Below are 12,462 nucleotides of genomic sequence, written 5' to 3'. Positions count from 1 at the left end.
TTTGAAGCCCTTATGGTTTCGGAAATACCTTATGTGTTTCTGCCCATTGCTGCCAGAGGTCATTCATAGTTTTTACCTTTTCCGGGTACTGTGCAGCAAGGTCATTGATTTCTGATTGATCCTCCTCAATGTGATACAGGTGCCAGTTGTTTCGTTCCTTTGCCGTGGCTACCAGCTTCCAACCCTGATAACGCACAGACCTTGCACCGAAATGCTCATTGAACAGGGCGTCATGTACCGGCCCTTTTTTGTTTTTCAGCGTCGAGGCAAAGCTGACGCCCTGCATTGGCGTGATCTCGTTGCCTTTGTATTCCTTAGGATAGCTGGCTTTTGCCAATTCAGTGAAAGTCGCCATAAAATCCATTACATGACCTACATGATCCGTCTGACCACCCTTGTTTTTAATCTGGTTCGGCCAGAAGGCGATCAGTGGAGTGCGCGTCCCGCCTTCATAAGATTCTGCCTTAGCAAGTTTATAAGGCGTATTGGCAACGTTTGCCCAATCCGGGCCAATGCTGAAATAGGTGTTCTCCGGACCTGGAAGTACTGTTTTCTTCAGGTCATAACTCACAGGATCTCCGGCTCTGGTCTGACTGGAGCGGTCAAATCCAGGACCATAAGCTGCAGAATTTTCAGGACTTGCACCGTTGTCGCTCAGGAAAACAATGAGGGTATTGTCGAGTTTTCCGGTCTCCTTTAAAGCCTTGATGATTCTTCCGACACCCTGGTCCATGCGGTCTACCATTGCAGCGTGAACGGCCATCGCATGCGCATCCCAGTCTTTGTCCGGGTTGTTTTCCCAGTTCGTTTGTGCATTCAGCCGGGGAGAGAGTGCTGTCGTCTTTGGATCGATGATCCCCAGCTCCACCATTCTTTTATACCGGTTTTCACGAATAGCATCCCAGCCGACCTTGTAAGTGTCCTTGTATTTCTCAATATCTTCTGGCATTGCCTGTAAAGGCCAGTGTGGTGCATTTTGTGCTACATATATAAAAAAGGGTTTATCGTCCTTAGCGAATTCACGGATATAGGTTGCTGCTGTGTCACTGATGGCATCTGTATGATAGTAGTTTTTTGGAACACTGGTGATCGCCTTAGTTCCGCTTACCAGTGAGAAGGGATCAAAGAAATCTATGACTCCCCATATGGTGCCGAAATAACGTTCAAAGCCTCTGTTAGTAGGATATTGATCAATTGGCGAAAAATAAGGGTGTGTTTCCTGGTGATTTAGCCAGTTCAGTTGTGCAGCAGGGTCTTTCTGTTCGGAGGTATTGGATACATGCCATTTTCCAGACATAGCAGTATGATATCCTGATGCCTTCAGAACTTCGGCAAGTGTTACCGCATGATCTGTAAGTCTACCCAGATATCCGGGTTTTTGAGTTTTTGCGGTCATCTGACCTATGCCTGCTTCATGATTGTATAGCCCGGTCAGCAATGCCGCTCTTGTAGGGCAGCACCTGGACGTATTGTAGAAGTTTTTGAACTTTAATCCCTGATTTGCCAAAAAGTCAATGTTTGGTGTCTGAATTTCACCACCATAGGCGCCAAGGTCAGAGTAGCCCAGGTCATCTGCAAGGATGACCACAATGTTGGGGCGTGTGTCTTTTCCGGATGTTGTTTTCTTTTGTGCCATGCCATTGAAATCCGACAGGAGCGCCGCAAGTATGACCAGGTAAGTTATTTTTCTCATCAGCATTTAAATTTAAAGATGGGTTGCATCTCTTCTGTAGACATAGAAACTGCAGGAGAGGAATTCTAAATTTAACATTTAGTGGTTGAAAACAGTAAAGTGTCTGGAAAAATCCCTGTTACTTTTACGCGTTTGGCATATTTTATAACGGTTTACTACTTTCTATGCCAGAATCGCTGAACATAAGGCTAAATCCTTAGAATGATTACAGGAAAAGGCGAGATATATTTGAAGACACACAACAATCGAAGGATATAACCAATCCTGTTTAAACACTTTAGACTTAATGAAACCATCAAAACAAATTATCGCAACCTCAGCAGTATTGCTGACACTGATTACCGCATCCTGCAGTGTTTCTAAAAAAGCGGCAACCGCATCAACCACAAAAGAAGAAGTTGGTGCTCCGCCAAGAACATGGCAGGAGCATTGGTTTGAACATGATATGCTGACCAACCGCGTATTTTATGATGATCACGTGGCGGTGTACTATGATAAAAATATGGACACCACGGTAGCCTGGCCATTTAAAGCCATGTCGGACACATGGGCTTATGTAAAGAAGGTGTACGGTGAGATGGGTAAAGATGGTCGCCTTTATGTGATCCTTCATCGTGTGGTGTCCGATAAGCTTGGCGGAGGTCATCCGGCATCTTACTTGAATGAAAGTCATGACTACCGCAATATGATCGACTGCGGACTGGGCAACTGGGATAAACCTACAGGAGAACAAATCGGAATGCCCATCCATGAGATCGGGCATATTGTGACGGGTAATACCCACGGAGTAAGTGGATCTCCATCAGATGTGCTCTGGGGAGACAGCAAGTTTATGGAGATCTTCAACTATGATGTACTCATGAATATTGGCAGAAAAGATGAAGCGGAGCGCGTCTACACCCAGATGCAGACACAATATGACGATTTTCCAAAAGCCAGAACGCAATGGTTCAAAAACTGGTTTTATCCCATCTACAGCAAATATGGAAAAGGGGCTTTACTAAACAAATACTTCCTGCTGGTCGGCCAGAACTTCCCAAAGGTCAATAACGTCATCACCCGCAGAAAGAAAATGGATATGGGTGAGTTTGTACATTTCTGGAGCGGTGCCGCCGGCCTGAACCTGAAAGAACAGGCGACACTTGCTTTCGGATGGGATGAGGACATGGAGCGCAAGTTTAAAGCTGCGCAGCAGAGCTTTCCCAATGTGAAGTATAAAAATCAATAGGACTTAGTGATTACTCAGGATTGATGAATCGCTTATCCGTGAGGATTCATCGTCGTCTAAGTTGTTCCCTGTGATTGATACCCCCCTTGACTAGCATCTCCGTCACAGGGAACACACTTTTGCCATATGCTGTAATGGCATAAACTACAGTAACCGTCATATACTGGGGGGTACATCGCAGGTTTCTGATAAAATCTAGACATGCCATGCAGGCTATAAATAGAGCTAAATCTTACGCTATTTATCAACGCTCTTCATACCTAAGTACATACTGAAGATACAACTGCCTCATGTTGAAGGTCCGTTCGATCAGAATCAGTACGACTGGTGCCAGTAAGGTAAATTCAGGCATGGCTGCCTTCCAGAAAATATAAGTGAACAGGATGAAGATCCGGAAGTGTTCCAGGTAATAAATCCAGCGTCGCTGCTCCATCAGTGCACCGCAATTGACGAGGGTGCATAAGATGAAGAGCACGACAAACAGTTTGTCCGCAACATCAAGAAAAGAGTAAAATGCGGTAGTCAATGTCAGCAACAGCACAGACGATAAGACCTGCAGGTTGAGGTATCCTCTGAATTTAAAACGGTTGTTCTGATTCGCTTTATGCTGGAGATATCTTTTTTCGAGGCTGGGGCGGATTTGCTGATCCAGGGTCGCGGGACTACCAAAAAGGATCTGCAACTTATCTTTAAACGCCGGGGCGCGTCGGCACGCTTCCAGGAGTTCCAGGTAATAATGAAAATGCTGCCACAGAAAGCTGTAGCTTTTTACTGGATGGGTAAGCCCGAAATTGGGCTTCTCTTCTTCTTTCTGAAAGGTGCCAAAGAGCTTATCCCAGAATACGAAAACATCACCATAGTTTTTATCGAGGTACTTTTCATCACTGGCATGGTGGATACCATGAAGGGCAGGGGTGATGAGGATATATTCCAACCAGGGGATCTTGTTTACGAGCTGCGTGTGCGTAAAGAACGAATAGGCACCATGAACCATCAGTATCGTTATGACCATTGCCGGATGGAAACCGAGGAACGGAATGGCGCACCAGAAGAGGTTTCTGATCAGTGCCTGAAATACGGTAATCCTGGCGGCAACCGTCAGGTTAAATTCTTCACTCTGATGATGGACGATGTGCGCCGCCCAAAGGACGTTTACCTGGTGGCCAAGTCTGTGGTACCAATACCAGACGAGGTCGGTCACCAGGATGAGCAGTACCCATACCCACCAGACGTTGGGGATCTTGAAAATGGCATGATGCTGATAGATCCAGTAGAACAGGCTATAGAAACTACCGGAGATGAAGAGGTTCAACAGACGCTCGGCAATGCCGATGCTGAGGTTGGAAACCGAACTTTCGTATTTGAAAACTGAGGTTTTATTCAGATGACGTGCCAGCTGGTATTCCAGGTATAGAAAGATGAAAAATGCCGGAATGGCAAAAGCTAAATAGTTAATATGGGTCATAATTCAATGTTTAAAGCATTAGCAATATCAATTGAAGTCAGGCCATCCGACCTGACTTTACCAAACAAAACGTAAGCCCAAACAAAATGAAAATTATTTCCTGAACCCCCACCTGAAGGGATATCTGTATAGATCTGATGTCAGCAGCCTTTTACATTGTTCAATCTTTCCGGTACGGAAAAGATAGGTGATGATGAATGCGATGAGCATGACCTGATTATTTCACGATGCCAGCAAAACGCTGATAAAAGGCTGTCGGACTGTTTTCATTTTTAGGCTCATACTTTCCTGCAATAATCGGCAGGTAGATGACGCGGCGGCGGCTTTCTTCACCTATGATCTGCGACTGTGCCACACGGTGCCACAAACGGCCATCGTGAATGGTAAGGTCACCAGCTTCCGGAGTAATCGCCAGTTCATTTGCATCCGCATTGTTATCCAAAAAGTATCTTTTATGGAACAGCATTTTATATATTCCCTGTTTGTGGGTGCCAGGCAATACCCGCAGTCCACCATTCTCCGGTCTTAGCGTGCTGAGGTGAATACCCACATTCAGCATTGGGTTTAACTTCTGTCCGAGAAAAATATCCCGCAGTCCGTCGGTATGCCAACCCATCTGCGTAAACTTACTCTCAGGCCCATTTACATAATGGTTAAGCACCATGCCGTCTTTCTCTTCTGTTCCCAGGCGGGCGCCATCGCCAATCAGCTTTAGCAGGATCTCGAAACGCGGATCCTGGCTGAGCTCTGCAAACAGGTCGTGGTGCTGGTTGATGAAAGCAAAACGCTGCACAATAGGGCTGCCGTCCAAATCCTTGCCGTACTTGACAGGAATGCCGTTTACTTTAATCCGTTGTTTTTCTATCCATTGATCCTGAACTTCTTCTGAAGCTCTGATGATGTCGCTGACGGTTTGGGTTTTTATAAATCCTTTGAAATGGATGAAGCCGTTTTTATTGAAAAAGTCTTGTTGTTCGTTCGTAATTTGCTCACCTAAGGTGAACCTTGGATATGAATTTTCCATGATGTCTTGATTTAAATTAGTAAAGAGAAATTGTAAAATACCCGGGCCGCAACAAAGCTGCAGATGGGTGTTGATCAGAAAATAAGTTGTGGATCAACAACAGCAACAACAACAGCAGGCCCTGTCTGGAGACATGGGCATTCGCATTCGCGATGTATATGATATGTGCTGTGTATGTGTCATTTAACAAAGTATACTAATTTAGTAGACATTACAAATGTAGTAAAATAATTCTATTCACAAATATTTTTGCAAATCTTTTTTATGCTGGTGTTTTTTGATTGTTTCTGGTTAAAAGACAGTGTTTTACGTCTGGTAGTCCTGTGTATGGTTTGTCGCAGAACCTGGATAAACCAGGATGATACTTGTATTGTAAGATTGTTTGTTGCCGGCCATCATCGTTTCATGACGGAGAGGTTATTGAAGCCAAACAAGCCGATGTCAGAGAACAAGCCGATGTCAGGGAAACAAGCTAATGTAAAGGAAATACACTGCTATCAAGGAAATGCGCCGATGTCAGGAGGATGTTATTATCGGTGAAGTCTTACAGCTTATAAAGACTGGCAGCGACACGCTCTACCAATACCTTCGGCAGAAAGCTGGCGGCAAGTGCTCCTACACGATTGCTGAAGCCCGGAACAACTTCTGCTTTTTTACGAAACATTGCCCGAAGTCCTGCTTTTGCCACGTCAACGGGAGACATGTTGAATTTTTCAGCAAGCTCGGCAAAGGCATCCAGGCCCGCGCGACTGGCAAATCCGGTGGCGGTAGGGCCTGGGCACAGGCAGGTGACTGATATGTTGCTTCCTTTCAGTTCGTATCTTAACCCGCGACTATAGGAAAGGATAAATGCTTTTGTAGCTGAATAAACGGCAAGGGAAGGGACTGCCTGATAGGAGGCGGTACTGCCCAGGTTGAGCACATAAGATTGAGCTTGTTGTTTTAGCAGTGGCAGGAGCTGATGGGTCAGGGAAACGACGGCTTCAATGTTCAGGTGTAACATGTCCTGCTGATCTTTCAGACCAAGCTGATCAAATGCACCAAAGAGGCCGTAACCTGCATTATTGATCAATATTGACAAGGGTAGTTTTTGTTCCTTCGTCCAGCTGGCTACCTGCGATGCACCCCCTGGAGCACCCAGGTCACAAGGCAGGTAGCTGACCTGTACTTTATATTTTGCTTTGATCAGTGCCGATAATACTGCCAGCTCTTCCTCCGATCTTGCTGTCAGGAGAAGCTGGTAGCCCGCTCCTGCAAGCTGAAGGGCGATTTCTCTGCCAATGCCTTTGCTGGCACCGGTAACTAAGGCGTATTCATTCATATCGGCTACTTTACTTTCAAAACGAATGTAATGGAAAATTTTTTATTTGAGCAATTCTGCCAATGTTTTGCTGAGGTCTTCACCACGCAGATTACGGGCAACGATGACACCATCAGGGCCGATCAGCACGTTGGAAGGGATAGCCCTCACACCATAAAGCTTCGCCGGTTCACTGTTCCAGAATTTAAGGTCCGAAACATGCGTCCAGGTCAGTTCATCATCTTTGATCGCCTTTTCCCAGGCTCCTTTACTGTGGTCTAGCGATACACCCAGCACATCAAAACCCTTATCATGGTATGCTTTCCATGCGGCAACTACATTCGGGTTTTCCCTGCGGCAAGGCCCGCACCACGCAGCCCAGAAATCTACCAGCAGATACTTTCCACGGTGGTCAGATAAACGCACTTGTGTGCCATCAGGAGCGGAGGAGGTAAAGTCTGGTGCCGTTTTGCCAATGGCTACTGTCGACAATACGCCTACCAGGTCCTTTAGCAACGCCACGTAAGGTGTGCTGCTCAGTTTGGGGTCAAGCAGTGCTACGCTTTCGTTGATCTGTTCTGGTGTAAGCCTGTAAGAAAAATCCCTGTATAATACGTAAGCAGATACAATAGATGAGGGATGTTCCTTGATGAATGCATTGATCTCTACACCCTTCTGTTGTTTGTAAGATGTAAACAGGTCCTGACTTTTAGATCCGGTAACGGTGCTGCCGCGGAAATAGCTGGCGGTATCAACAGTAACATTTACTTTTCCAGGCTCAAGAAAGACGTACAGCGGACTTTTATCCGGGTTTAAGGCAATGCCATAAAGTTCCGGCAGCTCCAGTTTTTTATCAAAAGAGAAAGCGCCGTTCTTCAACTCTGCAGAATCAATTGAAGAAAACATTTTATTGTTGAACTTCTGCAGGTATATTTTTCCGGAGGATACGCCTTTTACCGTTCCTGTGATGGTCACTTTTTCCAGTTTTTGTGCCTGAAGCCCCTGACTGATCAGCAGGGCTCCAAGGACTATCGATGCGGTGATTTTCATATTTTTCATTTTTATAGTTGAGGATACGTTCCGTAGTTTAATTATAAATTTGGATTGGTATTGATCTCATTTATTGGAATAGAAAACAAGTAATAAGGGCTGTTGGCCACAAAAGCACTGTTATCCGGGAATACCCTGATATAATGACCTTTCACCAATACATTGCTTCCACCTGCAGTAAAAGTTTCTGTTGTCTCTTTTCTGACAACGCTCCTTTGCAGGCGCAGGATATCTGGTAAACGGAATCCTTCTCCCCAAAGTTCTCTTCTTCTTTCTGTAAGGATTTCTTCAAGCAATGCCGGTGCGGCCAACTCAGTCTCTCCCAGAGCCGTTAGCCCTCTTTTGGTACGTAGCTCATTTAAGGCAGTCACCGCCGCGGGCAATTCGGATAAGCGGGCCCGGCTTTCAGCCTCAATTAACGCCATCTCCGAGGAGCGCATCAGCACAATATTTCCTGAGCGATCGGCCTTGTCGACAAACTTTTTATATTTATACCAACGGTACATCGGATCGGTGGAAGTGGTAACCAGCTGGAACAGCGATTTGCGCACATCCTGATCACTGAAAAGGTTCCTGAAATAAGGATCAGGCATGATGCTTCTGTAACCTGCGGCAGGAGTGACATCGATATAAGCAAAGAAAGAGGCGCCACCCAGGGTCTGATCGGCGCGCTGAGGATGTCCCCAGATCCATTCCACATTGCTCACATCATTGAAGCCCAGCGAATATTGATTTGGCTCCATGATGGCATATCCGCTGCGTGCTTCCTTAGCTTTTGAAGCCGCCAGGGCCCATTGTTCTGTGGTCAGGTAAGTTCTTGCAAGCAACCCTTTAACGACGTTAAGGTCAAGTCTGTTTTTTACCAGTCGTTTAAAGCCTACCAGCGCGGTCTCTGCCTGTGTTAAATCAGCGATAACCTGGTTGTATACTTGCTCTACGGTAGATCTTGACTTTGGTTGAGTGGTCGGGCTTGTAGGTTCAGTATAGACAGGGATGGCTTTTGCTGTTTTATCTTTTGCATAAGTGAACTGGTATTGGCGCACCATGTTCAGGTAAACAAATGCACGCAGGGCCAGTGCCTGTCCTTTCAGGTATTTCTTTTCATCATCTGTACCTTGTGCCTTGTCTACATTGGCAATGATGCCGTTGCAGTTGTCGATCACCTTGTATTGGAAGCTCCAGAAAAACAATGCCCGTCTTGTGGTATTGTCATAAGGATCTTTAAAGGGATAAGAATCCCTGAAACCATAAACACCATCGCGGGCGATCGCATCGTCACCCATCACCTCCTGGCTCAGCATGATGGCTGCATAACCTGGATTATCTTGCGAGGTACTGGATTCCATCAGGTAGCGAAGGGTGCCGTTCATCAGCGCGTCAATGTTGGTGGTTGTGGCAAATGTTTCAGATCCCGTCAGGTCGCCCGCCGGACTGGTCTCAAAAAACTCGTCACTGCAGCCTGTAAACAGCAGGGCAGCAATTAACGTGTAGAAAAATGATTGATATATTGATTTTTTCATGTCTTTGATAATTAATTCATCCTGTTTTGAATGATGAGGTGTTTAGAAGGATACGTTTAAGCCCAGTGAAATCGTTTTCTGCGCCGGATACCTGTAAAAGGTCACGCCATCTACAGCCTGCTCCGGATCCAGTCCGTCATGACCGAACAAGGTGACCAGATTCTCTGCAAGTGCAGAGACTTTTACCGACTTGAGTCCGATGCGGGAAGTCCATTGTTCAGGCAGGGAATAGGCCAGACTCAGGTTTTTTAACCGTGCATAAGTAGCATCATACAAAAATCTTGTTGATACACTGTTCCAGTTGGTCGCCTGAGTATTTAAACGTGGTACATCGGTATTTGTGTTTTCCGGAGTCCATCTGTTCAGGATGTCTCTGGACCAGGTTTTGCCAGGGCTCTCACCGTTGTGAGAAATCATGACCTCATCAAGATCGAGGATCTTTCCACCGATGCTGTAGGATACGAGGAAGGAAAGTTCTATACGTTTATATTTGAAATTACTGTTGAAACCACCATATAGATCAGGTAGGGCTGATCCCTGGAAATACTGCGTTGCATCAGCAAAGACCGATGTGGTCGTTCTACTGCCATCAGGACTAGTTTTATACCATTCTGGTTTTCCGGTGGTCGCATTGACACCGGCCCATTCGCGGATGAAAAAATCATATACAGAACCGCCGACAACGAGTTTTTTGGTGGAACCCAGCTGCCCAACTGTACCGGAGAAGATCTCCTTCTGTGGCAATTCCGTGATTTTATTTTTGAAGTGTCCGAAGTTGATGCCAAAATCCCACCTGAAGTTCTCCGTAAGTACGGGCACGATGTTGATCTGTCCCTCGAAACCATTGTTTTTAAGCGACCCGATGTTGTCGTCGATGGCGGTAAAACCCAGAGAGGGAGACAGCGGTCTGCTGAACAGGAGGTCTTTGGATTTACGCTGATAGACTTCGAAGGTACCGCTCAGTCGGTTGTCGAATAAGGCGAAGTCGATGCCTGCATTGAAGTTCAGGTTACTTTCCCATTTCAATCCCGGTGTTGGGAGCCTGGAAGTGGTCAGACCTGCCTCGCCAAGACTGTTGTAGATGGAATACAGATCCTGGTATGCATAATAACTACCCAGGTTGTCATTTCCTTGTGCACCATAACTCGCACGTACCGTCAGATTGTTCAGCCAGGTAGTCTCCTTCAGGAAGTCTTCGGCGGTAGCATTCCAGGATGCACCTAAGGACCAGAAGTTACCCCAGCGTGAGTCCGGACTGAAACGTGAAGAACCATCTCTACGGAAACTGGCAGAGAAGAAATATTTCTGATCGTAGTTATAGTCCAGCTTACCGAGGAAACTGCTCAGCTTGTATTCATCTGAGCCGCCGGTAAAGCTGTTCAGTAATGAAGCCGCATTGGGCTCATCTTTACCAAGGAAGCCAAAGTTACTTCTCGAACCTGAAAGCACAGAAGTATTCAGCAGGTACAATTCCTGTCCGCCGAGGAAATTAAAATTGTGCACATCACCGATCTTGAAAGTATAGTCGAGCAGGTTATTGATGGTGATACCCATTGAGCGGGAGCTACCCTTAGTTACAGAACCTTTTCCGGTGATACCGGATCCGAAAGCCGGATTGATGTAAGAGTGGTTCAGACGGCTGACATAATCTGCATTGGCACTGCTTTTCAGCTTCAGGCCTTCCAGCAGGTTGAACTGCAGGTTGCCCCTGAAGATCATGGCGTCTTGTTTGTTGTTGTATTTATTCAGCTCGGAGGATCCAAGGAGGTTGTTTCCTGTGGCGGCTGCACTTGGGCGATAGTTTCCAAAATCATAAACCTTCTCTCCGTTGGCATCAAGTTTTAAGCTGCCATCGGGGTTGTGCTCATAAATGGGGTATATGTTAGATACCAGCCTGCCGAAGTTGGCAAAGTTACCCTGGTCGCTGTCGGATTGTGGCGGTGCATCCTGGCTGGTGGTATTTGCAGCGACATTGAAGCCTGCCTCAAACCATTTGTTCACCTTGGTGCTGTAGTTTACCCTTGCGTTATACCTCTTGAAGCCTGATCCGACGATAAAACCTTTATCATCCAGGTATCCACCGGATACGAAATACTTAGAGTCTTCACTACCCCCGCTGATGCCGATCTCTGCCTGCGTGCGTACGCCGTTTCTTGAAAGTGACTCCGTCCAGTCGTCATTCCATAAAGAGACTGCTCCCGGAACAAGTTTACCATCCAGTCCTACCGGCTGAGGATAGGCGCTGCCGTAAGGGTTAATTTTTAAGGCGTTGACCAATTCTGCGGATGCATATTGCGCCGCATCGGCGCTGTTCTTACCCTGATCCAGCTGATTGTTTCTTAAGGCTTCCCAATAGAGCTCAAAATACTGATCATTGTTGACCATGTCGTAATCTTTAATGGCACGTTTGGAAATACCTGTAGATACATTTAAGGTCACTGTTGGTTTCGAGTTCAGCTTTCCTTGTTTGGTGGTGATGATGATCACTCCGTTTGCACCACGTGATCCATACAGCGCACTGGCCGAAGCATCTTTCAGGACAGAGATCGATTGAATTTCGCTGTTGCTGATGGAATTGATGTTTCCCGAGAATGGCACTCCATCTACTACATAAAGTGGTGCACTGGAAGCATTAACGGAGCCGATGCCCCTTAGTCTGATGGTGGCGTCGCTGCCAGGTTGACCTGCAGAGGCGACCGACTGTAATCCCGGTACCAGTCCCTGTAGAGATCTGGATACACTTGATACTTGTCTGCCTTCCAGTTCTTTTGCGTTTACTACGGATGCAGATCCGGTATAGGTGGCTTTTTTTGCAGTTCCATAAGCGACCACGACAACTTCGTTGAGGTCGTTATTTTCACTGGCCAACTGCACATTGTATATGTTGCCGCTAACGGTTGCCTGTTGCTGTTGAAATCCGACATAAGAGAAGATCAGTGTATTTTCATTACCCGATAACCCTATCGAATATTTACCGTCGCTATTGGTAGCTGTACTTTTCTTGGTGCCTTTTACCGTGACGACTACGCCGGATAACGGAACGCGGTCAGATTGTTGCGTTACCGTACCTGTGACGGTTCGGTCCTGTGCATAACCCTGGCTGAAAAACAAGGTTACCAATATAATAATGAGTGTAAATTGATGTTTCATTTGTTAATTTATATGTTGTATTGTCTACTGTA

General features: G+C 46.2%; 8 protein-coding genes. 1 reads left to right on the top strand and 7 read right to left on the bottom strand.

Annotated features, from left to right (window positions below; all coding sequences use genetic code 11):
- Positions 1 to 10: 10 nt before the first annotated feature.
- Positions 11 to 1,693: a sulfatase-like hydrolase/transferase gene (locus tag PBAL39_RS01715; RefSeq protein WP_039865979.1), complete on the bottom strand. Its 1,683-nt coding sequence runs from the start codon at positions 1,691 to 1,693 to the stop codon at positions 11 to 13.
- Between the two features lie 286 nt (positions 1,694 to 1,979).
- Between PBAL39_RS01715 and PBAL39_RS01710 the strand changes: the two genes are divergently transcribed.
- A complete protein-coding gene (locus PBAL39_RS01710; protein ID WP_008237588.1) occupies positions 1,980 to 2,921 on the top strand; it encodes a hypothetical protein in 942 nt (313 codons plus the stop codon).
- Between the two features lie 244 nt (positions 2,922 to 3,165).
- On the opposite strand, the gene PBAL39_RS01705 is transcribed toward PBAL39_RS01710, so the two are convergent.
- The 6 genes from PBAL39_RS01705 to PBAL39_RS01680 form a co-directional block, all read right to left on the bottom strand.
- Entirely contained in the window at positions 3,166 to 4,386 is a 1,221-nt protein-coding gene (locus PBAL39_RS01705) for a sterol desaturase family protein (RefSeq protein WP_008237583.1), read from the bottom strand.
- Between the two features lie 217 nt (positions 4,387 to 4,603).
- A complete protein-coding gene (locus PBAL39_RS01700) occupies positions 4,604 to 5,410 on the bottom strand; it encodes a phytanoyl-CoA dioxygenase family protein (RefSeq protein WP_008237580.1) in 807 nt (268 codons plus the stop codon).
- 544 nt (positions 5,411 to 5,954) lie between these two features.
- A complete protein-coding gene (locus PBAL39_RS01695) occupies positions 5,955 to 6,731 on the bottom strand; it encodes an SDR family oxidoreductase (RefSeq protein ID WP_008237578.1) in 777 nt (258 codons plus the stop codon).
- A gap of 42 nt (positions 6,732 to 6,773) precedes the next feature.
- Entirely contained in the window at positions 6,774 to 7,760 is a 987-nt protein-coding gene (locus tag PBAL39_RS01690; protein ID WP_039865977.1) for a TlpA disulfide reductase family protein, read from the bottom strand.
- 41 nt (positions 7,761 to 7,801) lie between these two features.
- The gene (locus PBAL39_RS01685) at positions 7,802 to 9,280 is read right to left on the bottom strand and encodes a RagB/SusD family nutrient uptake outer membrane protein (protein ID WP_008237576.1); all 1,479 of its coding nucleotides are present in this window, start codon (positions 9,278 to 9,280) and stop codon (positions 7,802 to 7,804) included.
- Positions 9,281 to 9,322: 42 nt separating this feature from the next.
- Complete coding sequence (locus PBAL39_RS01680; RefSeq protein WP_008237575.1) at positions 9,323 to 12,430, bottom strand: TonB-dependent receptor; 3,108 nt, start codon at positions 12,428 to 12,430, stop codon at positions 9,323 to 9,325.
- Positions 12,431 to 12,462: the final 32 nt, after the last annotated feature.

This window comes from Pedobacter sp. BAL39, from assembly GCF_000170795.1.
In the GTDB taxonomy this organism is placed as follows: Bacteria; Bacteroidota; Bacteroidia; order Sphingobacteriales; family Sphingobacteriaceae; genus Pedobacter.
The sequence above is the reverse complement of the archived record's forward strand: the minus strand, read 5'-3'. Positions and strand labels throughout refer to the sequence as shown.

Bases quoted from the DNA above. Each gene is read 5' to 3' on its own strand.
- PBAL39_RS01715 (WP_039865979.1), bottom strand. From the start codon at position 1,693: ATGAGAAAAATAACTTACCTGGTCATACTTGCGGCGCTCCTGTCGGAT.
- PBAL39_RS01710 (WP_008237588.1), top strand. From the start codon at position 1,980: ATGAAACCATCAAAACAAATTATCGCAACCTCAGCAGTATTGCTGACA.
- PBAL39_RS01705 (WP_008237583.1), bottom strand. From the start codon at position 4,386: ATGACCCATATTAACTATTTAGCTTTTGCCATTCCGGCATTTTTCATC.
- PBAL39_RS01700 (WP_008237580.1), bottom strand. From the start codon at position 5,410: ATGGAAAATTCATATCCAAGGTTCACCTTAGGTGAGCAAATTACGAAC.
- PBAL39_RS01695 (WP_008237578.1), bottom strand. From the start codon at position 6,731: ATGAATGAATACGCCTTAGTTACCGGTGCCAGCAAAGGCATTGGCAGA.
- PBAL39_RS01690 (WP_039865977.1), bottom strand. From the start codon at position 7,760: ATGAAAATCACCGCATCGATAGTCCTTGGAGCCCTGCTGATCAGTCAG.
- PBAL39_RS01685 (WP_008237576.1), bottom strand. From the start codon at position 9,280: ATGAAAAAATCAATATATCAATCATTTTTCTACACGTTAATTGCTGCC.
- PBAL39_RS01680 (WP_008237575.1), bottom strand. From the start codon at position 12,430: ATGAAACATCAATTTACACTCATTATTATATTGGTAACCTTGTTTTTC.